Below are 25,416 nucleotides of genomic sequence, written 5' to 3' on the forward strand. Positions count from 1 at the left end.
CCCCGCCGGTACAACGCGACGACCTGCAGCACCGTCTCCGTCGACAGGCTCGACGGCGTGAAGCGGAGCCGCTGCGACGCCCCCTGCACCTCGACCGCGAGACCCTCGACCGCACTGAACCGGATGCCCTGGGCTTCGGTGCTGGCGGTGAGCAGGACCCGATGGATGTCCGCGGGCACGGCCGTCAGATCGATCGAGACGCTGTCGTCCGCGGTGAGAGCGACACCGGCGACCTTCGGGTTGTTGAAGAACACGAAGTCGTCGTCCGAACGCACCTTGCCGTCGTCGGCGAGCAGCACCGCCGCGATGTCGACGAGTCCCGACTGCCCGGACGTGGTCAACCGGACCGTGTACCGGTCCTCGCCCAGGTCGGTCTTCGAACCCTTGACCACGTCCAGCATCGCGTTCCCCATCGTTCCTGTTCGTCGTGTGACGGTCCGTCGACCGCGACCCATGCTGACACACCGGGTCCGCGGAACCGCTCGCCGATCTCGGCGTCCGTGTGCTGCTAGGCCGTCAGGCCGGCGGTGACCATGTCGACCAGGGTTTCGGCGAGCGCGTCGAGGGAGGCCGGCCCGTGGTCGAGAGACTCCTCGTTCCGGGTCTCGTAGACGGCGAACGCCCCGACGATCATGTTGAACGCCGTGTCGATGCGGTCGGCGGCGACGGTGCCCGGCAGGTGCGCGAGGGCCTGACGGAACCCGGCGATGGTTCGCTGATCGGCCGGGTCGAGGGTGGCGACGCAACTGTCGGAGTTGTAGTCGATGCGCGGGGTCATGCGTGCGGCGTACCGCGCGAAGTCGGAGTGCGGCAGTGCACCTCGAACGTGGTCCGCGATCGGGTACACCACCGCCTCGACGAGCCCCCGCACTCCCAGGTCACGCCCCTCGGCCGCGGCGGCGTCGAGGAATTCCGTACGGGCGTGGGTCGGATCGGCTTTCATGTTGCGGTCTACTCCTCGAGTCGTTCTGGTGGGTGGGCGCGGCTCCGATGCCCAGCGGTCGATGGGAGTCGGAGCCAGCGGCGTATCAGGCGGTGAGACCGGCCGTGACCATGTCGACGAGCGTGTCGGCAAGCGCGTCGAGGGTGGCCGGCCCGTGGTCGAGGGATTCCTCGCGGCGGGACTCGTAGGCGGCGAGGGCACCGACGATCATGTTGAAGGCCGTGTCGATGCGGTCGGCGGCGACGGCGTCCGGCAGGTGCGCGAGTGACCGACGCAGACCGGTGACGATGCGCTGGTCGGGCGCGTCGAGAGTGGCGACGGCGCCGGCGGAGCTGTAGTCGATGCGCGGGGTCAAGCGTGCGGCGAACCGGGCGTAATCCGAGCGCGGTGGCGCGTCCCGCATGTGGTCCCTGATCGGATACACCACCGCTTCGACGAGGTTTCGTACGTCCAGGACACGCCCCTCGGCGGCGGCAGCGTCGAGGTACTCCGTCCGGGCGATGCCCAGGGTGACGCGGCGCCGGCGGAACACCGCCGCCAACAGGCCCTCACGATCCCCGAAGTAGTACTTGACCGCGGACATGTTGTGCTGCTCCGACTCGCGGAGAATCGTCCGGATCGTGACGTGGCCGCTCCCCCGTTCGTCGAAGATCCGGTCGGCGACGCTGACGATGCGTTCTTTCGCCGCCGTGATGATCACCATATAAGTCAACGTATTAGTAGGGGCGTGGGGAGTCAAGGGGAGTCAAGGGGAGTCAACAGGACACAAAAAAGCCTCCCATCTGCAAGCAGATGGGAGGCTTTATGGCGGTGGCGGAGGGATTTGAACCCTCGGTACGGGGTTACCGTACACAGCATTTCGAGTGCTGCACCTTCGGCCGCTCGGACACGCCACCGCCGAGAACTGTACCGGAGCCGACGCTCAGCCCGAAATCGGCAGGTCAGCCCTATTTTCCGGTCAGTTTGTCCTTGATCGTCGAGGCGGCGTCCTTGACCTTTTCACCCGCGTCCTTGACTGCGGATTCGACCTGGTCGCCCTTGCCCTCGTTCTTCAGGTCCTCGTCGCCGGTCGCCTTGCCGGCGGCCTCCTTGGCTTTACCGCCGAGGTCCTGCGCCTTGTTCTGGGCCTTGTCTCCGATTCCCATGAGTCACCTCCGTGAATCTGCGTTGAACCTTGCGGTCCCGGTGCCACACGAGCACCTGCCTCCACAAGACCACGATTCGCCGAACCCTGCCGGGAAAGTCAACGCCCGAAAGTCCCCAGAGTCGGCGTTACCACTGGTCAACGGGTCAGCGCTGATCCCGGAAGAATTTTTCGAGAACGCCGGCGCACTCGTCCTCGAGCACTCCACCGCGCACCTCGGGACGGTGGGTGAGGCGGCGGTCGCGGACCACGTCCCACAGCGAACCGACCGCACCGGTCTTCGGCTCCCACGCCCCGAACACCACCCGCCCGACGCGGGCGAGCACCAGGGCGCCCGCGCACATCGTGCACGGCTCCAGCGTCACCGCGAGCGTCGCGCCCTCGAGCCGCCAGCCGTCGCCGTGCACGCGGGCGGCCGCGCGCAGGGCCAGGATCTCGGCGTGTGCGGTGGGATCGCCTGCGGCCTCGCGGGCGTTCGCGGCGCGGGCCAGTTCCACCCCGTCCGCGTCGAACACCACCGCGCCGACGGGCACGTCCGCGTCCGAGCCCGCGGCGGCGGCCTCGAGCGCGACACGGATCATCCGCTGGTCGTCCTGCAGGGTCACGCCGGGATGCCTGCCGTCAGCGCGAAGCGAGCTTGTCGAGCTCCGCCGACAGCTCCGTCTCGAAGCCGCAGCGCTGCGCGATCATCGCCAGCTGCTCGTCCGGGTACAGATCGGTCTCGGCGAGGATCACCCCGAGCACAGCGTCGGGCAGGCCCAGGTCCGCGAGCACACCGAGGTCGCCCTCCTCCCACGGTTCGACGTCGTCGAGCTCGTCGGGGTCGATGTCGGGGATCTCGATGTTGAGCGACTCGAGGACGTCGGCGGCGATGTCGTAGTCGATGGCGGCCGTCGCGTCGGAGATCAGCAGGCGGGTGCCGGTGGGCGCGGGCCGGACGATGACGAAGAACTCCTCGTCGACGTCGAGCAGACCGAACACGGCACCGGAGCTACGCAGTTCGAGCAGTTCCTTCTCGGCCGTCCGCAGGCTCGTCAGCGCACCGCCGGTCAACGGCGCGCACTTCCAGCGGCCTTCCTCACGGACGACGGCCACGCCGAAGCCGTCCAGGTCCTCCATCGAGCCCGCCGAGGCGCTGTTCTCGTTCGCGCGCTGTGCACCCATGCGGGCAACGGTAGCCCGCGCAGTGCCGCTATAAGAAGTCCACCGACAAATGTGCCAACCTGTTCCGGTGACTGACGACGTTTCCGCACCTGAAGTCTGTGTTCTCGGTCTGGGTCTGATCGGCGGATCCCTGCTCCGCGCGGCGGTGGCGGCGGGCCGTGACGGCTGGGGCTGGAACCGCTCGGCCGGGGCGGTGGAGGCCGCCCGCGCGGACGGATTCGACGCCGACACCGACCTGATCTCCGTGCTCCGCCGGGCCGCCGGGACCCGCGCGCTGATCGTGGTCGCGGTGCCGATGCCGGCCGTCGACGCGACACTCGCCGCGATCGCCGAGCACGCCCCCGGCTGCCCGGTCACCGACGTCGTCAGCGTCAAGGCCGAGGTGGCCGCCGCCGTCGCCCGGCACGGCCTGCGCGACAGGTTCGTCGGTGGGCATCCGATGGCCGGGACGGCCCGGTCCGGCTGGGAGGCCGGCGACGCCGACCTGTTCCGCGACGCGGTGTGGGTGGTCGGCGCCGACGACGGCGCCGATCCGCTGATCTGGTCGCAGGTGGCGCGGTTGGCGCTGGACTGCGGCTCGGTGGTGGTGCCGGCGGAATCCGTCGAACACGACGCCGCCGTCGCCCGCATCTCGCATCTGCCGCACGTGCTTGCGGAGGCGCTCGCGCTGTCCGGGGCGGCGGGCGGCGATCTCGCGCTGGGGCTGGCCGCCGGGTCGTTCCGGGACGGCACCCGGGTCGCCGGCAGCGCGCCGGGACTGGTCCGGGCGATGTGCGAGGGCAACCGGGACGCCCTGCTCACCGCGCTCGACGAAACCCTCGGCGTTCTCAACCGCGCCCGCACCGAACTGTCCGACGCGGGCACGGTCGCCGACCTGGTGGAGTCCGGGCACGCGGCCCGCCTGCGCTACGAGGACCGCGAACGCTGGACCATCACCGACATCGAACCCGGCTCCGCGAACTGGCTCGAACGGATGCGCGACGCCGGACGCCGCGGCGGGGTGCTGCGACCGTGAGCACGCCGACGCTGCGGGACGTCGCGGGCCTGCTCGCCAAGAGGGAGATGACCGCCACCGAGCACGTGCGGGCCACGCTCGACGCACTCGACGGACTGCTCGGCACGCCGTGGTCGAACCTGGTGGCCGCGCGCGACGACTCCGCGGCACTCGACGCCGCCGCCCGCGCGGACGCCGCGATCGCCGCCGGCGACTGGATCGGACCGCTGCACGGCATCGCGGTCGCGGTGAAGGACAACATCGACGTCGCCGGGATGCCGACACGTTGCGGCAGCGCCGTCCTCGCCGACGCCCCGCCCGCGGCGTCCGACGCCCGGATCGTGACGCGACTGCGGGAGGCCGGCGCGATCGTCGTCGCCAAGACGCACCTGCACGAGTTCGCGTACGGCCCGACGGGTGCGGTCAACGTGTCCGGGCCGGCCGCGCATCCCCACGATCCGACGCTCGTCACCGGGGGTTCGTCGTCCGGGTCGGCGGCGCTGGTCGCGAAGGGCGTCGTCCCGCTGGCGCTGGGCACCGACACCGGTTGCAGCGCACGCACTCCCGCCGCCCTGTGCGGGGTGGTCGGTTTCAAACCGAGCTTCGGCGCGCTGCCGACCGGCGGCGTGTTCCCGCTGTCGACCACGTTCGACCACGTGGGCCTGCTGGCCGCCGACGTCCTCGACGTCTCGTTGGCGTGGGGCGCGATCCCCGGCATCGCGCACGTCCGGACCCCGGTCGCGGGACTGCGGGTGGGGCGCTTGCGCGGGGAGAACTGGGATGTCGCCGACGGCGGCATCGCGGCGGCCGTCGAGGCGGCCTGCCGGTCGCTGACGGACGCGGGCGCCGAGGTGGTGGACGTGGAACTGCCCGAGACGCCGCAACTGCTGGCCGCGTACCCGGTCATCACCGGTTCCGAGGCCTACGAGACCCACCGGGTGTGGTTCGAATCCGCGCCCGAGCGGTACCAGGTGCCGACGGCCGCGCTGCTGGCCGCGCAGCGGGACCGCCCGGCCGTCGAGTACCTGCACGCGGTGCGGACCGTGGAACGGCTTCGCCGCCAGGCGCTCTCACGGCTGCGCGGCGATCTGGGGCTGGACGCACTGATCACCGCCACCACACCGCTGCGTGCCGTCACCCTGGAGCAGGCACTCTCGACCGATCCCGCCGTGGCCCGAACCCCGTTGCTGCGCATGTGCAGTCCCTTCAACGCGCTCGGCATCCCGGCGGTCTCGGTGCCCGTCACGATCGACGACGGCGCACCGGTCGGCATCCAACTGATCGGCCTGCCCACCACCGCGGGCGGGCACGGTTCGCACCCGGCCGAGTCCGCGGCACTGGCGTGCGCGCTGGCGGTGGGCTGACCTCCCGGCCGCGGATCAGGCCAGTTGCAGGGTCGTCACGCAGGTCGGGTCGTCGTCGTGCGTGGAGATCTCCGAGGTGGTCGAGCGGCCACCGCTCTCGACGGTGACGGTCGCGTCGACGGCACGCGGCAGCCACAGCCCGAAGAAGCCGTTGTCGTTGACGCGGAGCGCCTCGTCGACGAGTACGGCACCGGTCGCGCGGTCGACGACCTCGACCTGGACGTCCTCGTTCGGCATCTCGCCGAGGCACGTGGTGAGGCTGTGGAAGTAGCACTCGTGCGTCCGGTCGACGTAGGGCGCGATCGAGACGTAGAACTGGTCGTCGGGCAGCGCCAGGGAGGTCGTGGCGCCGCTGCTGTCGGAGAGTTCGACCGTCCGCGGCTTGACCGACGCGATCAGATCGGCGGGACGATCGGCGACCGGCATGGCGTCGAGCCGGGTGACCACCTCACGGGCGTCGAGGCCGTCGAGGCCGTGCTCGGCGAGCAGATCCGCGGGCGCGGTTGCCGACGGCCCGTCGGGGTCGGTCGAGGCGCATCCGGCGAGGAGCGTCACCCCCATCAGAACACTGGCGAGGGCCGTTACTGTCTTCGTGAACCGCGTACGAGCCATGCCGTCGACAGTAACGTGACAGCTACGGGGTAGGGGTATCCGACGGGTCGCTCAGATCCGCTCCGCCAGACCCGGGTAGTCCAGGACGAAGCCGTCGGCGTCGACGGTGATCGACGAGGACGACACCGGCGACAGGACGTGGATGCCGTCGGCGCCGCTGCTGTAGGTGAGCGAGGCCTCCTGCACCGCGAGGTCGGGCAGATTGACGTACACGACGGGCACCTGGATGTCCTCGGACTCGTGCTGCAGGCCGAACCGTCGGATGGGCAGGGTGTTGAAGAACGGACTCAGCACGACGTCGACGTCCTTCGCGCCGGCGAACCCGGACCGCAGGTGCGTGGTGCCGGTCTCGACCATCCAGACGCCCTCCTCGTCGCGGCTGATCGACATGTGCCGCTCCCCCGCGGCCAGGGCCGTGTGCAGGGACAGGCGACGGGTGACGCCGTTCTCGTCGGTGACGAGGTCGTAGGACGCGCTGAACGCGGGGTGCTCGGGACACTCGCCGCCGACGACACGTCCGGTGGCCTTGATCCGGTTTCCGCTCAACTGCACCCGTACCGATTCCAGGCGGGTTGCGTCGTGCGCACGCCATGTGAGGACGGCAGGCCAGCGCGACGCGGCGCTCGCGGACGACCGGGGTGTGCCGGGGACGGGGTTGCTCACGGTCTCTACGGTAGGCGACGAAGGCCGTCCAGGCGTGGACCGCGGGTGGGATTGCCTCGCGCGGGTCGTCATTCGGACAATTCGCCGTATTCCTCGGCGCGCTCGAGCACCGCGATGCGCCGCGAGAACACCACCAGGGCGCTCAACCCGACCGCTACGTTGACGAGCGCCCCGAACTCCTCCGCGACGAAGTTGAAGACCTCCGTCAGCAGGATCGTCACCAGCGCCGCCGCCCGCAGCATCCGCACCGGCCGGATGCCACCGCCTCGCAACCGGGCGATCGCGATCCAGCAAAGCACGAAGGCCACGGTCGAACCGCACATCTGGCCGATCGTCGTGATGTCGGTGCCGGTTCCGCCCGCGAGGCCGTCGGACAGTGTGACGATCGCGTTGACCAGGCCCGCGGTGGAGAACAGTGCGAGCGCGAGCGCGGCGATCCACAGCGCGCGGGGGCCGTCGACCACCCGCGACACGTGCTCGCGGAGCCATGTTCCGACGGTGTCGAGGCGCCCGGTCCGCCGGGGCGCGCACCGCGACAGCAGGTCCTCGATGCTCGCGATCGCCGCGGGATCGACACCGTCGGCCGCGGCCCGGCGCAACTGCCCGCGGGCCTGCGCCAGGCGGTTCGGTGTGAGCCCGCGCCCCAGTCCGTCGGCGGCGGTGGTGGCGGCGTTGACGAGGTCTTCGGCGGCGGTCCGGTGGCGGACGTCCTGGATCCAGCGGTTGAGGAGCAGCAACGCCACGACGACGACGTACATGATCGCGACCGACGGCTGGAAGAAGTAGTCGTTGGTCTTCGTGACGAATTTGCCGACCTCGTCCAGGAACAGTCCGAAGCCGATCCCCCCGGCCACCACCGCGACCATCCGCGGCAGGGCCCCCAGGAACGAGAACAGCACCACCAGGGCGATGACGAGACCGAGTCCGCCCCACAGTGAATGCGCGATGTGCAGCGTCGCGCCACCGATCTGCGGGTAGCCGGTCGCGTGCAGGTACGCGCGGGTCACCAGGATCGTCAGGATTCCGATGACGACGAACGCCTCGACCAGCGCACCGGATTGCGCGTCACGCAGCAGCCGCGCACTGCGAGTCGGGGATGAACGTTCGGCGGGTGCAGACGCGGTCACCATGCAGCACAGAACCTTTCGGCAGGTGTCGGCGGCCTGCGCCGCGAACTCGGGTGGAGGACTCTTTACTTTCGCCCGCGGTGGCCGCAAGGTTGATGGTGGTCCACCAGGATGTAAGGACGAGTCCGAACCAGATAGCTGTAGTCAGAGATTTGGAGGATAGGACATGACCGAAGGTTGGGGTCGTACAGACAGTCCCTTCGATGACATTTTCGCGAGGTTCTTCGGATCGGGGTTGTCGTCCCAGCCCCCGGTCCAGCGCGTCGATCTCGGACGGCTCCTCAACGACGGGGCCCGGCAGTTGATCGCCACGGCCCGCGACGCGGCCACCGAGTGGGGCAACAGTGAGATAACCCCCGAACACCTGCTGTACGCGGCGGCGCAGAACGATCCGACGCGGGGCGTGCTCAGCAGCATCAATCTCGATCCGGACGAGTTGGCCTCGAAGATGGCCGCGCACCTGGACAAGCACGGCACTCCCAAGACCGAGCCCGGCTCCCCCAGTCTCAGCCCCGCCGCGAAACTCGCGCTGAGGACGGCCCAGCAGCAGGCCAGCGAATCGGGACGCAGTTACATCGGACCCGAACACATCCTGATCGGCATCGCCGCGAACTCCGAGAGCCCCGCGGGCAAGGCCCTGCTGGGCGCCACCATCGAGGGCGAGAAGGCGACGGCGCCGCCGAGTTCCACGCCGACGCTCGACGAGTACGGCCGCGACCTCACCGCCGAGGCCCGGGCCGGCAACGTCGACCCGGTGGTGGGGCGTGCCGACGAGGTGGAGCAGACCATCGAGATCCTGTCCCGCCGCCGCAAGAACAATCCGGTGCTGATCGGCGATCCGGGCGTCGGCAAGACGGCGATCGTGGAGGGTCTGGCGCAGCGCATCGTCAACGGCGACGTGCCGTCGACGCTCACGGACCGTCGGGTCGTCGCACTCGACGTCGGCTCGCTGGTGGCGGGCACCAAGTATCGCGGCGAGTTCGAGGAGCGGCTCACGAAGATCCTCGACGAGGTGAAGGCGCACTCGGACGAGTTGGTGCTGTTCATCGACGAACTGCACACCATCGTCGGCGCCGGGGCGGGCGGCGAGGGCGCGATGGACGCCGGCAATCTGCTCAAACCGGCCCTGGCCCGCGGCGAACTGCACGCGATCGGCGCCACCACCATCGACGAGTACCGCAAGCACATCGAGAAGGACGCCGCGCTCGAGCGCCGCTTCCAGCCGGTGCTCGTCGCCGAGCCGTCGGTCGACGACACCATCGAGATCCTGCGCGGACTCGTCGACAGCTACGAGGCGCACCATCAGGTGCACTACACCGACGAGGCCCTCGTCGCGGCCGCCGAACTGTCCGATCGTTACATCACCGACCGGTTCATGCCGGACAAGGCGATCGACCTCGTGGACCAGGCGGGTGCGCGCGTCCGGTTGCGGACGCGCACACCCGATTTCGACACCCGAGCGGCGGAGGAGGAGTTGTCCCGGCTGAAGCGGGAGAAGGACTCCGCGGTGGGGCAGGAGGACTACGAGCGGGCCAACGACCTGAAGCGGCAGATCACCGAGGCCGAGGAGCGACTGGGGACGGCTCCCGACGAGGCCACCCCCGACGTCACCGTCCTCGACATCGCGCACGTCGTGTCGCGGCAGACCGGCATCCCGGTCGCCGATCTCACGTCCGAGGAACGCGAGCGGCTGATGAAGCTCGAGGACGTTCTGCACGAGCGGGTGATCGGCCAGGCCGAGGCGGTCACCGCGGTCGCCGAGGCGGTGCGCCGCTCGCGGGCCGGGCTGTCCGATCCGAACCGCCCGATCGGGTCGTTCATGTTCCTCGGGCCCACCGGTGTCGGCAAGACGGAGACGGCGAAGGCGTTGGCGGAGGCCGTGTTCGGCGACGAGGACCGGATGATCCGGTTCGACATGAGCGAGTTCCAGGAGAAGCACACCGTGTCCCGGCTCGTCGGCGCCCCGCCCGGCTACGTCGGCTACGAGGAGGCCGGGCAGCTCACCGACAAGGTGCGCCGGCAGCCGTACTCGGTGGTGTTGTTCGACGAGGTCGAGAAGGCGCACCCGGACGTGTTCAACGTGCTGCTGCAGTTGCTCGACGACGGCCGCGTCACCGACGCGCAGGGCCGCACCGTCGACTTCAAGAACACCATCGTGATCCTCACCAGCAACATCGGCTCCGACCTGATCCTCGGTGCGAAGGGCGAGGACGTCGAGGATCTGGTCCCGACGCTGATGGAACGGCTGCGCTCGCACTTCCGGCCCGAGTTCCTCAACCGGATCGACGAGACCATCGTGTTCCACCGGCTCGACCAGACCGAGTTGCGGCAGATCATCGAGCTCATCCTCGACGGCACCCGTCGCCAACTGCACGCGCAGAAGGTGGAACTCGACATCACCGAGGAGGCCGTCGACTGGCTCGCCGATAAGGGCTACCAGCCGGAGTTCGGGGCACGACCCCTGCGCCGGACCATCCAGAAGGAACTCGACAACCGCCTCGCCGGGCTGCTCCTGTCGGGCGAACTCGAACCCGACGACATCGTCCGGGTGTCGGCGAACGGCGGTCTCGAACTGGGCGTCGTGCATCCCGGCAAGGGTGAGGGGTCGCTTCCGTCCAGCCCCGAGCCGAGCAAGTCGGAGAAGGCGTCGTCGGACACCTGAGGTTCCAGCGACGCGGAGGCGCTCGGCCGGATCACCCGGCCGAGCGCCTCGTGGACGCCAGGACCTTCTCGAACCAGTGGGTCGCGTAGGTGTTGTCGTTGTAAGCGGGGATGCGCCGATACCCGGACCGCTCGTACAGCGCGACGGCCTCGCCGAGCGCGGCATTGGTGTCGAGCCGGACCACGCGTGCACCGTGGTCCGCGGCGTAGGCCTCGAGGTCGTCGAGCAGTCGGCGCGAGAGCCCGAGTCCGCGCACGTCCGGGGACACCCACATGCGCTTGATCTCGGCGGCCTCGTCGTGGAGCTTGACCGCTCCGCAGCCGACGGGGGTGCCGCGCAGGTCGGCGACCAGGACGGCACCGTTCGGCGGCCGCAGTTCGTCGCCGTCGGCGGACGTGCTCGCCGACGGGTCGAAGCCCACCTCGAGACGCTCGTCGACTTCGGCGAAGTAGCGCCCGAAGCAGAATCGGACGGCCTCCGAGTCGGGGTCGGCGGCCGTGATCCTGACGGCCGCGGCGTCGAGCAGACGCGTGACGGCGCCCATCGCGTCGAGCAGTTCGGCGCGGCGCCGGTCCGGCAACGCGCCGAGGATCCGTTCGGCCCGGTCCTGCGACGCCTTTTCGAGGGCATCGAATTCGGCGCGGCCGGCAGCGGTGAGAGTGACCAGGCGCCCGCGCCCGTCCGCAGGGTCGGGCGTGATCTGCACGACGCCGTCGTCGGCGAGAGCCGCGAGCAGCCGGCTGGTGTAGCCGGAATCGAGGTCGAATCGCGCACGCAGGTCGCGGACACGGACGGTGCGGTGGCCGACCTCCCAGAGGATCCGGGCCTGCGAGTACGGGCGCCGAAGATCCAGGTAGCGGTCGTGCAGCACACCCAACTGCTCGGTGATGCCCATGTTGAACGCCCGCAGCGCTGCGGTGTCCTCCCGAAGGTCGCTCATTTACCTGACTTTAGTCAGAGATTCCGCGTTCGGCCAAGTGCCGGGGAAACCGGCCGGGGCGGGTGGGCGGTGTGACGCGTCCACGTCGGAGGACTCGAGTAACGTGCTCCTGTATCTGTGCGTGAGGAAGGGTGCCGTGACGTCGACGGGGAACATGGTTGGGCTGTTCGCCGGTATCGGCGGCGTGGAGTTGGGGTTGCGTGGGCACGGCTGGGAAACCGAACTGCTGTGCGAGATCGACCCCGGCGCCCAGCAGGTTCTGCGAACCCGGTTCACGGGCGTCGAACTGCACGGTGACGTCACCCGACTGCGGTCGCTGCCGCAGGCCACCGAACTGGTCGCGGCCGGCTTCCCGTGCCAGGACCTGTCGCAGGCCGGCCGCACCGCCGGCATCACCGGCGCCCGATCCGGGCTGGTCGACGAGGTGTTCCGGCTGGTCAAGCGCAAGAAGGGCCCGCGCTGGCTGCTGATCGAGAACGTGCCGTTCATGCTGCAACTCAACCGCGGCGCCGCGATGCGGCACATCACCGACGCCCTCGAGGACCTCGGCTACACGTGGGCGTACCGGGTCGTCGACGCCCGTGCGTTCGGACTGCCGCAGCGTCGGCAGCGGGTGCTGATGCTGGCGTCGCGCACCGACGATCCCCGCGAGGTGCTGTTCGGGCAGGACGCCGGCGCCCCCGACGTGGGCGACCCGTCGCTGCAGCCGTGCGGCTTCTACTGGACCGAGGGCGTTCGCGGTCTCGGGTGGGCGGTCAACGCGGTGCCCACCCTCAAGGGCGGCTCCACCGTCGGGATCGCGTCACCGCCGGCGGTGCGGTTGCCGTCCGGGGAGATCGTCACCCCCGGCCTGATCGACGCCGAACGCCTGCAGGGCTTCGACCCCGACTGGACCGCCCCCGCCACCGAGGTCAAGGGCGTGCGCAATGGGCACCGCTGGCGTCTGGTCGGGAACGCGGTGAGCGTGCGGATGGCGGCGTGGGCGGGTGGACGGCTCAACGAACGCATCCCCTACAGCCCCGACCACGAGACTCCGCTGAAGCCGGGCGACGCGTGGCCGGGTGCCGCGTGGGGCCGCAACCGGCAGGCCTTCCGTGTCCACGAGTCGCACTGGCCGGTGCAGGATCCGTACGAGGATCTCAGCGGGTTCCTCGAGCATTCCCAGTTGTTGTCGGCGCGGGCCACCGCCGGGTTCCTCAAGCGGGCCCGCACCGGCAGCCTGCGGTTCGTGCCCGGTTTCCTCGACGACGTCGAGAGCCACCTCGACCGGATGGGCGGCTATCCGGAAGCGGTGGCCTGAGCCCGCTGCGAGAATGGTGTCGATGCCGTCGACCGATCCCGCGACCAGTGCCCGCATGCGGGCACAACGTCGACGCGACACCGCACCCGAGATCGCGTTGCGCCGCGAACTGCACCGCCGCGGGGCCCGCTTCTTCGTCGACCGCGCGCCGCTACCCGGTCTGCGCCGGCGGGCCGATCTGGTGTTCCCGCGCCGCCGCATCGCCGTCTACGTCGACGGCTGCTTCTGGCACCGCTGCCCACAGCACGCGACCGCACCCAAGAACAATGCGCAGTGGTGGGCGGACAAGTTGGCGGCCAACGTCATTCGCGACCGCGACACCGACGCCCGACTCGCCGCAGCGGGGTGGACCGTGGTGCGGATCTGGGAGCACGAGGACCCGGCCAACGCCGCAGATCGGGTGCAGGCGGCGTTGGCCGGGGACTGATACGTTCTCGAATCATTTGGGGCGCAAGCTCAGTCGCGGCAGCGCCCGTAGTGCCGTCAGCCCGCGCAGGGCGGCGTGCCGCCGAGCGTCGGATCGAGCGCCTTCAGGACGAGGAACTGCGGGGCCGGGTGGTACAGCAGCCCACTGAGGTGGACGAGAGGGAGCCCAGGGCACGCGTACTGGACCGTAATGTTCTGCACGAATGCTTCGTCACCGGCAGCGGCAGTCAGGAACGACTGTTCATACCTCGGCGTGATAATCCCATCGTTTGCCTTGCCATTCCAGAAATTGGATGCGATGACGGTGTAGTGAACACCCGGAAGCGTCTCGCGGCCGGCGTTGAGGTTCGCGAGGAACTTCGAGCCCGTGAACTGCTGGTACACGGCCGGGCCGACCGTCGGATCGGCCCACGCGGCGGTCTCACGGACCGATTCCGGCAACCACGTGGGAAACAGCCTGTTGAACGTCTGCTCCAGGCCGTTGCCGTCCGATCCGTGGTTGGAGGGCGCGATCCCGACCAGCGTGTGAACCTTGTTGAGCGCAGGATTGGCGAGATTGGCTCCGCCTTCGAAGCGGAGGTACTGGCGGGCCATCATGCCGCCCTGCGAGTGCCCCACGATATCGACCTGGGAGCTGTTGGTGCGGGCGAGGACGGTGTCGACGAACGTCGCCACTTGCTTGGCCGAGGTGCGGATGTCGTCGGTCCCCCATGCGATCCCGGTGATCGCGGGCACACCGGCATAGCTGGTGCCGCCGTAATTCAGGGCGTAGACGCAGTAGCCGGCTGCCACCAATTTCGCGGCAAGTCCGGTGGTCCCACCCCAGGCTTCCATCGTGCTCGATCCCGTGCCGTGCAAGAGGACAACCGGGCGGGGGTGTTCCGGGGCGGGACTGCACGTCCAATCATTCACCCCCGCGGGAAAGTCCGGAGACGATTCCTGGGCGGACGCGGTCGCCGGAGCGACCAGCACCCCGGCGATAAGTAAAGCGGCTGTAGCGAACCCCTTGAGGGCTACGCTGGATCGACGGATCAAATGAGAACTCCTCAGCTTGAAAAACTCTCGGAAAGAATTGGCCGTAAGGCCCGCAATTGTTATCACATCGCTGCGAGAGAAAGCGGCGATTCCGGGATCTGCGACCGCTACGCTCGCGAGCATGAGGATCCTCGTTGCCGGCGCCGGGGGTGTCGTCGGACTGCCGCTCACCCGGGAACTGATCGCGCAGGGCCACGAGGTGGTGGGCACCTCGCGCAATCCGGACTCGCGTCCCGAACTGCGCGAGGCGGGCGCCACCGTCGTGCGACTGGACGCGTTCGACGCCGCCTCCGTCGATCACGCCATCGCCGAGGCCCGGCCCGACGCCGTCATCCACCAGCTCACCGACCTGTCCGCCGTCGACCTCGAGGCCAACGCGGAACTGCGCATCGTCGGCACCCGCAACCTGGTCGACGCGATGCGCCGGTACGGCGTCGATCGGTTGATCACCCAGTCCATCGCGTGGCTGTACGCCGACGGTGAGGGTCTCGCCGACGAGACGGTGCCCCTGATGGCGCCCACCGGTCCGACCGCCCGCACCGTCGAGGGCGTGGTGGCGATGGAGCATGCGTCGGCGGAGATCCCGAACCACGTGATCCTGCGCTACGGCAAGCTGTACGGGCCGGGGACGTGGTACTCGCCCGACGGCGACTTCGGCCGTGCCGCCCGAGACGGAGTGTTCGCCGGCAACGGGATCGAGAGTTTCCTGCACATCACCGACACCGTCGCCCCCACCGTCGCGGCCCTCGACTGGCCCACCGGGATCGTCAACGTCGTCGACGACGAGCCCGCCGGACCGGACACCTGGGTGCCGACGTTCTGCCGCTGGGTGGGTGCGCAGGAGCCGAGCGGCCTGGGCCCCGGCCACGGACGCGGAGCGTCGAATGCCAAGGCACGCAAGCTCGGTTGGGCGCCACAGTATCCGTCGTGGCGGGTGGGGATGTCCGCCTGACGATTCTGCGACGGCGGTCTCCCCCTACACCGCGCCGGACCACTCAGCCGTTGTGCGAGAGACAGAAGGGGTGCCCGGCCGGGTCGAGCAGAACTCTCCAGTGCGCGATGTCGGGCTGGAACGTGGGAAGCTTCGCCCCCAGCGAGAGCACGTACGCCTGTGCCGCATCGAGATCGTCGACGCCCAGTTCGATGTGCGCCTGCTTTCCCTGCGCCGGGTCCGGCCAGGTGGGCCTGCGGTAGTCGGCGACGCGAATGAAGCCGAGACCGGGCTCGCCGCCACGGCCCAGCAGGACGAAGTCGTCGCTCGAGAACAGGACCGGAAGCCCGAGCATCGAACTGTAGAAGGCCGACAGTTCCGCAGGATCCGGACAGTCGAAATCGACGGACAGGAAACGGATTTGCGGTGGTGATGTCACATTGTGCGTCATGAGCGCCACCATAGAAGCCGATGCGGACAGCTTCTGTCCTGGTTGTTCGGGAAGATGGTGTCGTGATCGGTACCTCTGCCCGACTGCTCGACCTACTGGCCCTGCTGTCCTCCCGTGTGCAATGGACGTCCGCCGAGTTGGCGGATCGGATGAATGTCGATGCGCGGACCATCCGTCGGGACGTCGCACGGTTGCGGGATCTCGGCTACGTCGTGGAATCGGATCCGGGGCCGTGGGGCGGGTACCGGCTGGGATCCGGTCGCCGGATTCCGCCCTTCGTGCTCGACGACGAGGAGGCGCTCGCGGTGGCGATCGCGCTGCGGGAAGCGGCCGGCACCGGCGTGCTGGGCGGTGATCAGGCCGTTCTGTCTGCGCTGTTCAAACTGCGCCGGGTACTGCCCGCGGGTGTGGCCGACCGGCTGAGCGCCATGGATACGGTGATCGTGCATTCGGCACCGGCCGACGGGCCACAGATCGACCCGGACGTCCTGCTGCGATTGGCGACGGCCTGCCGCCGGTTCGAGCGGCTCGTGCTGTCCTACCGAAATCACGGCGGGTCGGACTCCGTTCGAGAAGTGGACGCCTATCGCCTCGTTCGACGGAACCGCCGTTGGTACCTGGTGGCCAAGGACGTGTCGAAGGGCGCATGGCGCAGCTTCCGGGCGGATCGTGTGCTCGACACCCGCACCATCGGCAGCCGGGCCGAGCCGTTGGACGCACCGGATCCGGAATTGTTTGTGGCAGAGGGAATATCCAGCGTCGTGTACCCGATCTACGCGACCATTCGCCTCCCCCTGCCGATCGAGCGTGCGCGGGCGGTGGTCCCACCGACGATCGGAACGCACACCGCCCGAGGCTCCGATTCGACGATCGTCGTCATCGGCGGCAACGACGCCGACATGCTCGTCACCTATCTCCTGGGCCTGGGCGTCACCCTCGAAGTGCTGTCCCCTCCCGAGGTGCACGACTCACTGCTGCAACGGATGCGGGACCTGATCGCGGCCAACACCCGACCGGACGCCTAGGGACACACCTGTCCGCACTCGACGGCGGCTCAGAGACGCGTCCACGTCCATCGGCAGGAAGCTGTCAGTGGGGATTCCGGCGTCACCAGTCGCGGCATCGTGTTGACTCCGTCGGGCGGCCCGGACTGCGGCTCGACGCAGACGGCGTCGTCCTCCATGTCGTAGACCACTACCCACCGCTCGGGGCTACTGACTTCCAACCGGAGCACGCCCGGCCACGTCAACGCCACCCGCACGCCGTCGACCATTCCGAAGCAGTCATCCCACGGTCCCGGCTCGGGGGCGATCCGTGCGCCCGACGGAAGGTAGTCCGGCCCGCGCAGTTCCTGCCAGTCGGGCGCGAAATCGATCCGGACGGGCTCGGTGTCGTCGCTCAGGTGGCGCTTGAACCACGGGTGCCACCCGACCTGGGCGGGAAAGGGATCCGATTCCGCGGCCACCGCCATGGAGAGGTCGAGAACGTCCTCGGTCAGGCGGAAGCTCTGGATCACCCGACCCGTGAACGGCCACGGCGGGGCCAACGCCTGCCGCAACGTCATGTGCGTGTCCGAGGCGTCGACGACGTCCCATTCGCCGTCCCGCACCGTGCCATGGATGGCGTGCGGGTCCGCATTCAGCGGTAGCTGATGCGTCTCCGCGCCGACGGTCAACTGTCCGTTACCGATTCGCCCGCACCACGGCGCCATGGGGAAGCAGCCGTACCCGTCGCCCTGCGCGAGCAGTTCGGTCCCGCCCACGACGAGGCTGGTGATGGTGCCGCCACGTCGTGGCGAGATCCGGACACGGACGTCGCCGGCTGCCATTTCGTGGTCGCCACTGTCGGCGTCGATGATCATGGCGGACATCATGCCGAACGAACCCGGCAGAGCGGACAGAATCATCACCCGCCGTTCACCTGGCGACCACCGCGCGGCCATCGCCTCCGCATAGCTTTCGCGGCATGAATCTTCGTCGGGCCCTCTCCGCACTCGCCGTCACCTCCGTCGCTGCCCTCCCGCTCGCGGCCCTCACCCCGGCCGTCGCCTCCGCCACCGGCAGCCTCGACTGGTTCGGTTCGGCCGGCAGCAGCGCGCCGGTCGAACCCGGCTTCGACCTCCAGGCACACCGCGGCGGTCTGGGCCTGTACACCGAGAGCAGCCTCGAGGCCTTCGCCAACGCGCTCGAAATGGGTGTCACCACACTGGAACTCGACACCCAGATCACCGAGGACGGCGTCGCCGTCGTCACCCACGACCGCAAGATCTCGAACAAGAAGTGCCAGGACACCGCCCCGGCGACGCTCGGCGATCCGGAGTTCCCGTACGTCGGCAAGTACATCAAGGACCTGACGCTCGCCCAGGTCGAGACGATGGACTGCGGTTCGCTGCGCCTGGCCGATCACCCCGAACAGCAGACCGTGCCCGGCGCGAAGATGCAGACCCTCACCGCCGTCCTGGACCTGGTGAAATCGTACGACGCACCCGACGTCATGCTGAACATCGAGACCAAGGTGGAGGCCGGCGCACCGTCGGAGACGGCGCCCCGCGAACTGTTCGTGAGCACCGTGCTCGACACCATCCGCGACGCCGACATGCTCGACCGTGTCACGATCCAGAGCTTCGACTGGGGATCGCTCATGCTCACCCGTGAGCTGGCACCGTCCGTCCCGGTGGTAGCCCTCACCAACGGCGACTTCCTGCAGATCGGCAAGGACGGTGCCTCGCCGTGGCTCGGCGGGATCGACATCGACGACTTCGGCGGCGACGCAATCGCGGCGATCTCCACATTCGGCGCATCCGCCTACTCGCCGGTACAGGGAACCCCGCAGGGCGGCAAGGTGTCCGATCCCGGTTTCACGCTGTACGTGACCGAGGAGATGGTCGACGCGGCCCATGCGCGTGACATCAAGGTCGTCCCGTGGACCGTCAACGATCCCGAGACCATGCACGCCCTGATGGACCTCGGCGTCGACGGCATCATCACCGACCGCCCGGACCGTCTGCGCACCGTGCTCACCGAGCGGGGTCTGGAACTGCCCGCACCCGCTGCGAAGAAGTAGCGCCGCCGCGTTCTCGGTACCATCGGAGAGGACGTGCCGCCCGCGTGATTCGAGGTCGCGGCGGGCGTCCTCTCAGGGAGATGGTCCAGGTGGATCGATCGTCGGAGACGGAACAGCCCTCGACGGGCGGGACCGCGGAGCGCCTGCAACACCTGCTGCGGCCGGACGTGACGTGGACACCCACGGTCGACGGCTATCTCGACGCCCTGCCCGGCCGGGCAGTTCCCCCGCCGGGGCGCGCGCAGGCCGCGTGGCAGTCGACGCTCGGCGCGGCGATGTACCAGCGGATGCAACGGGTGACCGCCGCCGTCATGGCGCCCGGGTTCTCGACCGTCGCTGCGCAACTCCGGTTGCGGCCGGGGCAGACGGTGGTCGACGTCGGTTGCGGGCCCGGGAACGTCACCACCGCTCTGGCCGACGCGGTCGGCCCGCACGGGCTGGCGGTCGGGGTCGACCTGTCGGCGCCCATGTTGGCGCGGGCGGCCCACCGGGCCCGCCCGAACATGGGGCTGCTCCGCGGCAATGCGACGGACCTCCCGCTGCGTGACCACTGCGCCGACGCGGCCTGCGCCACGCTGGTGATCATGCTCGTTCCCGAACCGGTCGACGCCCTGGCCCAGATGATCCGGATCGTGAAGCCCGGCGGGTGGCTGCTGGTGATGGTCCCGTGCCGCCCCGACGGGCTGTCCGCCGCGATCACCGGTCCGCTGATGGACCGCGTCGGGCGCTTCGGTGGCGCGCGCATGTTCACTCCGGACGAACCGGCAGACCTGCTCGAGCAACTCGGCTGCGAGCGCATCCGCACCCGTCAGCAGTGCAACCTGCTCACCGTGCGCGCCCGGACCCCGGCCGCCACCCCGGATTCGACATCCACCTCGTCGGGAAGGAACAGCACGTGAACGCGAATGCGCCCCAACCACCCCCTCCACCGAACCCCGCCGACTTCGATGCGCTGTATCGCGGTGACTTCGACGCCCTCAACCAGAACCCGCAGCCCACCGAGACCGTGCAGCATCCCGGATTCCGGATCGACAAGGTGCCGTGGGACATCGGCGAGGCCCAGCCGGTGATCCGTGACCTCGAGGCCGACGGCCGGATCGCCGACGAGGTCCTCGACATAGGTTGTGGGCCCGGCGAGAACACGATCTTCCTCGCCGACCGCGGATATCGGGTGCTGGGACTGGACGCCGCACCCGCCGCGATCGACATCGCCCGGGACCGCGCCCGACGCCGCGGACTCGAGCGGGCCGTCGCGTTCGACGTCGCCGATGCGCTCACGCTCACCGACTACACCGACCGGTTCACCACCGTGATCGACAGCGCGCTCTATCACTGCTTCGACGAGGACACCCGGCACCGCTACGTCGCGGCACTGCACCGGGCCGGCCGCCCGGGCGCACGACTGCACCTGTTGTGTTTCTCCGATCTGGTTCCGGACGAGTTCCCCGGGCCCTTCCGGATCGGCGAGGACAACCTGCGTGACACGCTCGCCGGTGCGGGATGGGCGGTGCGCCGACTCGAACGCACCACCTACACCACCGCGTTGACCCGCGGCGACCTGGCGCAGCAGGCCGGCGCGCCGCTCGCCGCGATCGCCGACCGTCTCGGTTACGACGCGCAGGACCGCCTGCTCGCCCCGGCCTGGCTGGCCACCGCCGAACGGACGCCATGAGCACGGTGGCACTGGAGTTGGTGCCACCGGAACTGGACGGCGGCACGGACCGGGCCGGTCGGGAAACCTGCACGGCCGCAGAACATTGCCGCCGCCACGGGCTGCTCGGCCGGGTGAGCCATGTGATGGTGCCCGGCATCGTCGCCGAGGACAGCGGTCGGCCCGTCCCGCTGGCACCACGGATGGACGTGCTCGACTTCTGGGCGACGGTCCGCCCGGCGCTCGGCCCCGTCGCGGGGCTGTGCACACAGGTCACCGTGTTCCACGACGAGCACCTGCTCGCCGACCGGGTGCGGCGGCTGCGGGCCGCCGGCATCGACGGCATCACGTTCGTCGGCAAACCGCACGGCGTGCCGGCCACCGCGGCGGCGGGGGTCTCGCCGCAGGACGCGCTCACCCGGTTCCGCGACCTGGTTCCCCACCGCGGTGTGGTGCTGATTCCCACGCGCCGGGGCGAGATCGACCGGTTCGCCGGGAAGTGCGACCGCGGCGCAACCTTCGCACTGACCCAACTGCTGTACTCGGACCGGATCGTCGATTTCCTGCAGACGTTCGCGGCACGCAGCGCGCACCGCCCGGAGATCCTGCTGTCCTTCGGATTCGTCCCCCACATGGAACGACAAGTGCGGCTGATCGATTGGCTCATCCACGACACGGGCAACGAACTGGTCCGGTCGGAACAGGAATTCGTCGCCCACGCCGCGGCCGGCTCACCGGGGCAGCGCCGACGCGTGCTGGTGGACCTGTACCGGCGCGTGGTCGACGGGGCCCGCGAACTGGGCTTCCCGTTGGGCGTGCACCTCGAATCACCGTACGGGGTCTCCGACGCCGCCTGCGCGACATTCGCCGAGATGCTCGACCACTGGTCCCCGGCGCCACCGCCGCTGACGTGCGACAGTCGTTGACGGACAGTCGAGTATGCCGAGGAGGTTCCATGTCGAGTACCGGGGCACGGCTCAGCGTCGAAGATGCCCGCACCCATCTCGCGTCGCAGCCGTTCAGCGTCCTGCTCGGGGCACGGCTGGTCGCGTTCGACACGGACGGTGCCGTCCTCGAGGTCGATTCGCGGCCGGACCTGCTGCAGCAGAACGGCTTCCTGCACGGCGGGGTGCTGGCCTACGCCGCCGACAACACCCTCACCTACGCGGCCGGCACCGCACTGGGACCCGGTGTCCTCACCGGCGGCATGACCATCGAGTACGTGCGTCCCGCCCAGGGGCGGACGCTGCGTGCGACCGCCCGCGTCGTCCACTTCGGACGGCGCCGGGCGGTGTGCCGGTGCGAGTTGGAGATGGTGGCCGACGACGGCAGCACCCGCCTGTGCGCCGTCGCGCAGGGCACCGTGCTGCCGGTCGCCGCCCCCTGATCAGATGTCGAAGAACACCGTCTCGGCGCCGCCGTCGGGGGTGTCCTGCAGACGGATGTCGAAGGTGTAGAACACCTTCCCGTCCCGCTCGGAACGCTGCGCGATCAACGTCTCGCGGCGGGTCTCCCACTCGATGCCCGCCAGGACCGGGTCGGCGGCATTGCGGGCGGCCTCGTCGTCGAAGTAGATCCGGGTGTGCAGTCCGACGTTGATGCCGCGGGCGAACACCACGACGCAGATGTGCGGGGCCTGCACCCGACCGCCGTCCGCGTCGACGGGTCCCGGCTTGATCGTCCGGAACTCGAAGACCCCGGAGTCGAAGTCGGCGCCGGTGCGTCCCCAGCCCCGGAACGTCGGGTCCGGTTCCTTGTCCTGCGTGTCGAGTCGGTGCGCGTACCTGCCCGACGCGTCGGCCTGCCAGATCTCGAGCAGCGCATCGCGCACCTGGGTGCCGCTGCCGTCGAACACGCGGCCCTCGATCGTGATCCGCTCACCGACGGTGCCGTCGGCGACCAGGTCGTTGCCGAAGTTGTTGTCGAAGATGTCGAAACCGGCCTGCTGCGGTGCGAGCCCGATGTGCACGTACGGCCCGCCGGTCTGGGACGGCGTCTCCGGGAACCGGGTGACCATCGGGCGCGGGGGCAACGGGGAGGAGGGCAGGGCGAAGGTCATCGCGGGGCTCCCGGGAGGGTGTTCTCGAAGAAGGTGGCGCGACGACCGCGGAGGGTGACGTCGAAGCGGTAGGTGCGGGCGTCGAACGGGATGTGGTTCGCCGGGTCCTCCTGCGCGATGAGGCTGCGCACCTGCTCGACCGTGGGGATCGTCTTGGCGATGGGGCACCGCTCGATCAGTGGGTCGCCCTCGAAGTACAACTGGGTGATCAGGCGCTGCGCCCAACCGTCGGCGCTGAGCGACATGTGGATGTGCGCGGGCCGCCACGCGTTGGTGCTGTTGGCCCACGGGTACGGGCCCGGCTTGATGGTGCGGAAGACGTAGTAGCCGGTGCTGTCGGTGATCATCCGTCCGCAGCCGCCGAAGTTGGGATCGATCGGCGCGAGGTACTGGTCCTTCTTGTGCCGGTAGCGCCCACCGGCGTTGGCCTGCCACACCTCTACCAGTGCCCCGGAGACGGGATTGCCGAACTCGTCGCGCACGTAGCCGTGCACCACCAGGCGCTCACCGATCGGCAGTCCGTCCTTCGCGAAGTTGAGGATCAGGTCGTTGTCCTTGTCCCCCAGTTCGTTCGCGCCGAACACCGGGCCGGTGATCTCCGAGAGCGTGTTCCGCGGCGAGATGAGCGCGTTGCGCGGCGAGCGCAGCACGCTGGTCTTGTAGCCCGGGGTCAACGCGGGCGGATGCGCCGTCGCGTCGCGTTCGACGAATTCGCCGATGGTCATGGTGGTACTCCTGTCGAGCGGGTCACCGACCACGCTATTTCTGAACACACATCATGTAAATTGACCATTTCGGCGCCTATTCATAACCTGTGGATATGCCTGACGGGTTCGTTCCCCCTCCCGAATCCCCCACCGCCTCCCGTCTGCTGCACCGGATCCGGTTGCGGCACCTGACGTGTTTCGTCGCGGTGGCGCAGGAACGCAACCTGGGCCGGGCCGCCGCGCGACTGCACCTGACGCAACCCGCGGTGACGAAGACCCTCAACGAACTCGAGGCGCTCGCCGGCACGCGCCTGGTCGACCGGGGCCGGCACGGCGCCCGGCTCACCCCGGCCGGTGAGCAGTTCCTGCGGCACGCGGTGGAGGTGACCGACGCGATGGAGTCGGCGGCCGCGGCGCTCGCCGGTGCGGGCGCGCCCAGTGCGCCGATCCGGGTCGGTGCGCTGCCGACCGTCGCCAGCGTGCTGCTGCCGGCCGCGATCACCCGCCTGCACCGGACGCATCCGGGTGTCGGCGTCCAGGTCACCACCGGGTCCAACGCGGTCCTGCTCGCCGCGGTGCGCGCCGGGGAGCTCGACCTCGCGCTCGGACGGATGACCGAACCCGTTGCGCTGCAGGACATCGCCTTCGAGCTGCTCTACACCGAATCACTGGCCCTGATCGTGCGCCCCGACCACCCGCTGACCGCGTCCCCGGGTCCGGCACCGATGCCTGCGGTACTCGAGTACCCGCTGGTGGTCGCGTCCGCGGGCACCGTCCCGCGCCACCACACCGAGGTGCTGCTGCAGCGGCACGGCCTGCACCTGCCGGCCGGCTGCGTCGAAACCCTCGACGTCACCGTCGCCCGCACCCTCGCCCGCCGCGGCGACGCGGTGTGGTTCACCCCCGAACGGGTGCCCCAGACCGATCTCGACGACGGCACCCTCGTCCGGCTCCCCCAGCCGACCCCGGGCACCGCGGAGCCGGTGGGCCTGTTCCGCCGCCCCGCGGCGGAATCCTCCTCCGCCATCGAGGAACTGGCCGGGATCCTGAGGTCACTCGCGGCCGGGGCGGCTCAGTAGCCTGCGGTCGCGTCGATCCGCGCCAGCAGTTCCTCACCGGCGACGAAGCGGCGCACGTTCTCCGCGACGTGCTCGGCGAACGCACCGCGTCGTACAGACGGCGGGTTCGAGTCGTGCGGGGTGATGATCGCGTTCGGCAGTGTCCACAGCGGATGGCCGTCGGGCAGCGGTTCCGGATCGGTGACGTCGAGCCCCGCACCTCCGATCGTGTTGTCCTGCAATGCGGTCACGAGTGCGTCGGTGTCGACGAGTGGTCCGCGGGCTACGTTGATCACCCACGACCGGGGGCCGAGCTTCGCGAGCTGCGGGGCCCCGAGCAGGTGCCGGGTGTCGGCGGTCGCCGGGGCGGCGATCACGACGTGGTCGACGCGTCCGAACACCTCGTCGACCCGGTCCGCGGTCACGACCTCGTCGGCGCCGGGTACCGGTCGACCGGAGCGGTTCACCGCGATCACCGTCGCCCCCACTGCGGCCAGCATCGGGATCATCGCGCGTCCGATGCCCCCGGCACCGATGATCGCGACCCGGGCCCCGCGCAGCGTGCCGACCTTGTCGAAGAACTCCTTCTGCCGCCACGTGGTGGCCGCGAGATGCTCGGGCAGCGCCCGCACCCCCGCCAGCAGCAGCGCGAACGCATGCTCGGCGACGGTCGCGGAGAAGGCACCCGCCGCCGACGTCCACACCGGGCCGGGATGCCGCTGGATGGTCCCGGCGTCGAACCAGTGTTCGACGCCGGCCGAGTGCAACTGCACCCAGCGGATCGAGTCGGGCAGTTCCACGGGAAACCTCGCCGTGTCGTCGCCCGCCCACACCAGCGCCTCGGCATCGGCCAGGTCGACGACGCGACCGCCGCCGCGGACGACGGCGTCGACGAGCAGGTCGTCGGGTCCGGGGCCCAGCGCGATGGGCGTCGGCGTTGTCGTCACGGGTTCTCCTCACACGGCACGGTCCGGGCGTCCGGGCCCCGATCCGAGACATCGTTTCACCTCGGGGCCCCGATTCCGGAACCATACCGACAGGCGATTCGTCCTATTTTTGTAGGAAGTGCCCGACCGACAGAAAGAAGGCCATGAGACGCCGACCGCGTAAACCTCGAAGACC

The 25,416-nt window shown here is 69.7% G+C and carries 29 protein-coding genes and 1 tRNA gene; 13 read left to right on the plus strand and 17 right to left on the minus strand.

The features are described 5' to 3' along the window. From IJ15_RS0114645 to IJ15_RS0114675, 7 genes are all read right to left on the minus strand, one after another. The coding region (locus IJ15_RS0114645) for a TerD family protein (protein ID WP_031939094.1) at positions 1 to 413 on the minus strand (413 nt) is incomplete at its 3' end. Between the two features lie 95 nt (positions 414 to 508). Next, positions 509 to 943 carry a hypothetical protein gene (locus IJ15_RS0114650; protein WP_031939095.1) on the minus strand — a complete coding sequence of 145 codons (435 nt, stop codon included), beginning with the start codon at positions 941 to 943 and terminating at the stop codon, positions 509 to 511. An 85-nt stretch (positions 944 to 1,028) separates the two neighbouring features. After that, positions 1,029 to 1,646, minus strand: coding sequence for a TetR/AcrR family transcriptional regulator (locus IJ15_RS0114655; RefSeq protein WP_031939096.1), 618 nt, complete (start codon positions 1,644 to 1,646; stop codon positions 1,029 to 1,031). 102 nt (positions 1,647 to 1,748) lie between these two features. Further along, positions 1,749 to 1,839, minus strand: a tRNA-Ser gene (locus tag IJ15_RS0114660). A gap of 51 nt (positions 1,840 to 1,890) precedes the next feature. Further along, the gene (locus IJ15_RS0114665; RefSeq protein ID WP_031939097.1) at positions 1,891 to 2,088 is read right to left on the minus strand and encodes a CsbD family protein; all 198 of its coding nucleotides are present in this window, start codon (positions 2,086 to 2,088) and stop codon (positions 1,891 to 1,893) included. Between the two features lie 145 nt (positions 2,089 to 2,233). Further along, positions 2,234 to 2,692: a nucleoside deaminase gene (locus IJ15_RS0114670; RefSeq protein WP_031939098.1), complete on the minus strand. Its 459-nt coding sequence runs from the start codon at positions 2,690 to 2,692 to the stop codon at positions 2,234 to 2,236. Between the two features lie 16 nt (positions 2,693 to 2,708). Next, the gene (locus IJ15_RS0114675; protein WP_031939099.1) at positions 2,709 to 3,251 is read right to left on the minus strand and encodes a tRNA adenosine deaminase-associated protein; all 543 of its coding nucleotides are present in this window, start codon (positions 3,249 to 3,251) and stop codon (positions 2,709 to 2,711) included. A 49-nt stretch (positions 3,252 to 3,300) separates the two neighbouring features. On the opposite strand from IJ15_RS0114675, the gene IJ15_RS0114680 reads away from it, so the two are divergent. Next, positions 3,301 to 4,266 (plus strand): prephenate dehydrogenase, encoded by a 966-nt coding sequence (locus tag IJ15_RS0114680; protein WP_031939100.1) that lies wholly within the window; start codon positions 3,301 to 3,303, stop codon positions 4,264 to 4,266. After that, entirely contained in the window at positions 4,263 to 5,609 is a 1,347-nt protein-coding gene (locus IJ15_RS0114685) for an amidase (protein WP_031939101.1), read from the plus strand. Before IJ15_RS0114680 ends, IJ15_RS0114685 begins: the two co-directional genes overlap by 4 nt. 15 nt (positions 5,610 to 5,624) lie before the next feature. Here IJ15_RS0114685 and IJ15_RS0114690 read toward each other — a convergent pair whose 3' ends face one another. The 3 genes from IJ15_RS0114690 to IJ15_RS0114700 all read right to left on the minus strand — a co-directional run bounded on the left by IJ15_RS0114690 (position 5,625) and on the right by IJ15_RS0114700 (position 8,014). Further along, on the minus strand, positions 5,625 to 6,221 hold the full coding sequence (locus IJ15_RS0114690; protein WP_031939102.1) for a CueP family metal-binding protein: 597 nt from the start codon (positions 6,219 to 6,221) through the stop codon (positions 5,625 to 5,627). Positions 6,222 to 6,272: 51 nt separating this feature from the next. Then, on the minus strand, positions 6,273 to 6,884 hold the full coding sequence (locus tag IJ15_RS0114695; RefSeq protein WP_081880742.1) for a putative glycolipid-binding domain-containing protein: 612 nt from the start codon (positions 6,882 to 6,884) through the stop codon (positions 6,273 to 6,275). A gap of 68 nt (positions 6,885 to 6,952) precedes the next feature. Then, on the minus strand, positions 6,953 to 8,014 hold the full coding sequence (locus IJ15_RS0114700; protein ID WP_051918914.1) for a hypothetical protein: 1,062 nt from the start codon (positions 8,012 to 8,014) through the stop codon (positions 6,953 to 6,955). A gap of 163 nt (positions 8,015 to 8,177) precedes the next feature. Between IJ15_RS0114700 and IJ15_RS0114705 the strand changes: the two genes are divergently transcribed. Then, positions 8,178 to 10,673, plus strand: a complete 2,496-nt coding sequence (locus IJ15_RS0114705) for an ATP-dependent Clp protease ATP-binding subunit (RefSeq protein ID WP_031939105.1) — start codon at positions 8,178 to 8,180, stop codon at positions 10,671 to 10,673. Between the two features lie 31 nt (positions 10,674 to 10,704). Here IJ15_RS0114705 and IJ15_RS0114710 read toward each other — a convergent pair whose 3' ends face one another. After that, positions 10,705 to 11,613, minus strand: a complete 909-nt coding sequence (locus IJ15_RS0114710) for a helix-turn-helix domain-containing GNAT family N-acetyltransferase (protein ID WP_031939106.1) — start codon at positions 11,611 to 11,613, stop codon at positions 10,705 to 10,707. Between the two features lie 136 nt (positions 11,614 to 11,749). Between IJ15_RS0114710 and dcm the strand changes: the two genes are divergently transcribed. Both dcm and IJ15_RS0114720 read left to right on the plus strand, forming a co-directional pair. Further along, positions 11,750 to 12,913, plus strand: coding sequence for a DNA cytosine methyltransferase (gene dcm / locus IJ15_RS0114715; RefSeq protein ID WP_031939107.1), 1,164 nt, complete (start codon positions 11,750 to 11,752; stop codon positions 12,911 to 12,913). Between the two features lie 22 nt (positions 12,914 to 12,935). Next, the gene (locus IJ15_RS0114720; protein ID WP_031939108.1) at positions 12,936 to 13,340 is read left to right on the plus strand and encodes a very short patch repair endonuclease; all 405 of its coding nucleotides are present in this window, start codon (positions 12,936 to 12,938) and stop codon (positions 13,338 to 13,340) included. A gap of 56 nt (positions 13,341 to 13,396) precedes the next feature. Here IJ15_RS0114720 and IJ15_RS0114725 read toward each other — a convergent pair whose 3' ends face one another. Beyond that, on the minus strand, positions 13,397 to 14,497 hold the full coding sequence (locus tag IJ15_RS0114725) for an esterase/lipase family protein (protein ID WP_081880743.1): 1,101 nt from the start codon (positions 14,495 to 14,497) through the stop codon (positions 13,397 to 13,399). On the opposite strand from IJ15_RS0114725, the gene IJ15_RS0114730 reads away from it, so the two are divergent. Continuing rightward, the gene (locus IJ15_RS0114730) at positions 14,496 to 15,326 is read left to right on the plus strand and encodes an NAD-dependent epimerase/dehydratase family protein (RefSeq protein WP_031939110.1); all 831 of its coding nucleotides are present in this window, start codon (positions 14,496 to 14,498) and stop codon (positions 15,324 to 15,326) included. The two genes, IJ15_RS0114725 and IJ15_RS0114730, sit on opposite strands and share 2 nt — an antisense overlap. Positions 15,327 to 15,369: 43 nt before the next feature. Here IJ15_RS0114730 and IJ15_RS0114735 read toward each other — a convergent pair whose 3' ends face one another. Further along, positions 15,370 to 15,756, minus strand: a complete 387-nt coding sequence (locus IJ15_RS0114735) for a VOC family protein (RefSeq protein ID WP_031939111.1) — start codon at positions 15,754 to 15,756, stop codon at positions 15,370 to 15,372. Positions 15,757 to 15,818: 62 nt separating this feature from the next. Here IJ15_RS0114735 and IJ15_RS0114740 point away from each other — a divergent pair, with 62 nt between their 5' ends. Further along, complete coding sequence (locus IJ15_RS0114740; protein ID WP_031939112.1) at positions 15,819 to 16,781, plus strand: helix-turn-helix transcriptional regulator; 963 nt, start codon at positions 15,819 to 15,821, stop codon at positions 16,779 to 16,781. Positions 16,782 to 16,810: 29 nt separating this feature from the next. Here IJ15_RS0114740 and IJ15_RS0114745 read toward each other — a convergent pair whose 3' ends face one another. Continuing rightward, positions 16,811 to 17,662 carry an aldose epimerase family protein gene (locus IJ15_RS0114745; protein WP_231569542.1) on the minus strand — a complete coding sequence of 284 codons (852 nt, stop codon included), beginning with the start codon at positions 17,660 to 17,662 and terminating at the stop codon, positions 16,811 to 16,813. 59 nt (positions 17,663 to 17,721) lie between these two features. On the opposite strand from IJ15_RS0114745, the gene IJ15_RS0114750 reads away from it, so the two are divergent. The 5 genes from IJ15_RS0114750 (at position 17,722) to IJ15_RS0114770 (ending at position 21,857) form a co-directional block, all read left to right on the plus strand. Next, positions 17,722 to 18,819, plus strand: coding sequence for a glycerophosphodiester phosphodiesterase family protein (locus tag IJ15_RS0114750; protein WP_031939114.1), 1,098 nt, complete (start codon positions 17,722 to 17,724; stop codon positions 18,817 to 18,819). Positions 18,820 to 18,908: 89 nt separating this feature from the next. Next, on the plus strand, positions 18,909 to 19,718 hold the full coding sequence (locus IJ15_RS0114755) for a class I SAM-dependent methyltransferase (protein ID WP_197059835.1): 810 nt from the start codon (positions 18,909 to 18,911) through the stop codon (positions 19,716 to 19,718). Next, positions 19,715 to 20,491, plus strand: a complete 777-nt coding sequence (locus IJ15_RS0114760) for a class I SAM-dependent methyltransferase (protein WP_051918921.1) — start codon at positions 19,715 to 19,717, stop codon at positions 20,489 to 20,491. The genes IJ15_RS0114755 and IJ15_RS0114760 overlap by 4 nt, the downstream gene beginning before the upstream one ends. After that, a complete protein-coding gene (locus IJ15_RS0114765) occupies positions 20,488 to 21,396 on the plus strand; it encodes a mycobacterial-type methylenetetrahydrofolate reductase (protein ID WP_031939117.1) in 909 nt (302 codons plus the stop codon). Before IJ15_RS0114760 ends, IJ15_RS0114765 begins: the two co-directional genes overlap by 4 nt. Positions 21,397 to 21,425: 29 nt before the next feature. Beyond that, entirely contained in the window at positions 21,426 to 21,857 is a 432-nt protein-coding gene (locus IJ15_RS0114770; RefSeq protein WP_031939118.1) for a PaaI family thioesterase, read from the plus strand. Here the strand turns inward: IJ15_RS0114770 and pcaG are convergent, their stop codons facing one another. Next, positions 21,858 to 22,529: a protocatechuate 3,4-dioxygenase subunit alpha gene (pcaG, locus tag IJ15_RS0114775; RefSeq protein ID WP_031939119.1), complete on the minus strand. Its 672-nt coding sequence runs from the start codon at positions 22,527 to 22,529 to the stop codon at positions 21,858 to 21,860. It abuts the gene before it with no gap. Then, positions 22,526 to 23,254: a protocatechuate 3,4-dioxygenase subunit beta gene (pcaH, locus tag IJ15_RS0114780; protein WP_031939120.1), complete on the minus strand. Its 729-nt coding sequence runs from the start codon at positions 23,252 to 23,254 to the stop codon at positions 22,526 to 22,528. Before pcaH ends, pcaG begins: the two co-directional genes overlap by 4 nt. Before the next feature lie 95 nt (positions 23,255 to 23,349). Here pcaH and IJ15_RS0114785 point away from each other — a divergent pair, with 95 nt between their 5' ends. After that, a complete protein-coding gene (locus IJ15_RS0114785) occupies positions 23,350 to 24,315 on the plus strand; it encodes a LysR substrate-binding domain-containing protein (protein WP_031939121.1) in 966 nt (321 codons plus the stop codon). On the opposite strand, the gene IJ15_RS0114790 is transcribed toward IJ15_RS0114785, so the two are convergent. Further along, positions 24,309 to 25,241, minus strand: coding sequence for a D-isomer specific 2-hydroxyacid dehydrogenase family protein (locus IJ15_RS0114790; protein ID WP_031939122.1), 933 nt, complete (start codon positions 25,239 to 25,241; stop codon positions 24,309 to 24,311). The two genes, IJ15_RS0114785 and IJ15_RS0114790, sit on opposite strands and share 7 nt — an antisense overlap. Positions 25,242 to 25,416 lie beyond the last annotated feature (175 nt).

This window comes from Prescottella defluvii (genome assembly GCF_000738775.1).
GTDB lineage: Bacteria > Actinomycetota > Actinomycetes > Mycobacteriales > Mycobacteriaceae > Prescottella > Prescottella defluvii.

Bases quoted from the DNA above. Each gene is read 5' to 3' on its own strand.
- IJ15_RS0114680 (WP_031939100.1), top strand. From the start codon at position 3,301: ATGTGCCAACCTGTTCCGGTGACTGACGACGTTTCCGCACCTGAAGTC.
- IJ15_RS0114710 (WP_031939106.1), bottom strand. From the start codon at position 11,613: ATGAGCGACCTTCGGGAGGACACCGCAGCGCTGCGGGCGTTCAACATG.
- IJ15_RS0114735 (WP_031939111.1), bottom strand. From the start codon at position 15,756: ATGACGCACAATGTGACATCACCACCGCAAATCCGTTTCCTGTCCGTC.
- IJ15_RS0114700 (WP_051918914.1), bottom strand. From the start codon at position 8,014: ATGGTGACCGCGTCTGCACCCGCCGAACGTTCATCCCCGACTCGCAGT.
- pcaG (WP_031939119.1), bottom strand. From the start codon at position 22,529: ATGACCTTCGCCCTGCCCTCCTCCCCGTTGCCCCCGCGCCCGATGGTC.
- pcaH (WP_031939120.1), bottom strand. From the start codon at position 23,254: ATGACCATCGGCGAATTCGTCGAACGCGACGCGACGGCGCATCCGCCC.
- IJ15_RS0114750 (WP_031939114.1), top strand. From the start codon at position 17,722: ATGAATCTTCGTCGGGCCCTCTCCGCACTCGCCGTCACCTCCGTCGCT.
- IJ15_RS0114675 (WP_031939099.1), bottom strand. From the start codon at position 3,251: ATGGGTGCACAGCGCGCGAACGAGAACAGCGCCTCGGCGGGCTCGATG.
- IJ15_RS0114690 (WP_031939102.1), bottom strand. From the start codon at position 6,221: ATGGCTCGTACGCGGTTCACGAAGACAGTAACGGCCCTCGCCAGTGTT.
- IJ15_RS0114720 (WP_031939108.1), top strand. From the start codon at position 12,936: ATGCCGTCGACCGATCCCGCGACCAGTGCCCGCATGCGGGCACAACGT.
- IJ15_RS0114770 (WP_031939118.1), top strand. From the start codon at position 21,426: ATGTCGAGTACCGGGGCACGGCTCAGCGTCGAAGATGCCCGCACCCAT.
- IJ15_RS0114765 (WP_031939117.1), top strand. From the start codon at position 20,488: ATGAGCACGGTGGCACTGGAGTTGGTGCCACCGGAACTGGACGGCGGC.
- IJ15_RS0114785 (WP_031939121.1), top strand. From the start codon at position 23,350: ATGCCTGACGGGTTCGTTCCCCCTCCCGAATCCCCCACCGCCTCCCGT.
- IJ15_RS0114725 (WP_081880743.1), bottom strand. From the start codon at position 14,497: ATGCTCGCGAGCGTAGCGGTCGCAGATCCCGGAATCGCCGCTTTCTCT.
- IJ15_RS0114655 (WP_031939096.1), bottom strand. From the start codon at position 1,646: ATGGTGATCATCACGGCGGCGAAAGAACGCATCGTCAGCGTCGCCGAC.
- IJ15_RS0114705 (WP_031939105.1), top strand. From the start codon at position 8,178: ATGACCGAAGGTTGGGGTCGTACAGACAGTCCCTTCGATGACATTTTC.
- IJ15_RS0114650 (WP_031939095.1), bottom strand. From the start codon at position 943: ATGAAAGCCGATCCGACCCACGCCCGTACGGAATTCCTCGACGCCGCC.
- IJ15_RS0114745 (WP_231569542.1), bottom strand. From the start codon at position 17,662: ATGATTCTGTCCGCTCTGCCGGGTTCGTTCGGCATGATGTCCGCCATG.
- IJ15_RS0114730 (WP_031939110.1), top strand. From the start codon at position 14,496: ATGAGGATCCTCGTTGCCGGCGCCGGGGGTGTCGTCGGACTGCCGCTC.
- IJ15_RS0114665 (WP_031939097.1), bottom strand. From the start codon at position 2,088: ATGGGAATCGGAGACAAGGCCCAGAACAAGGCGCAGGACCTCGGCGGT.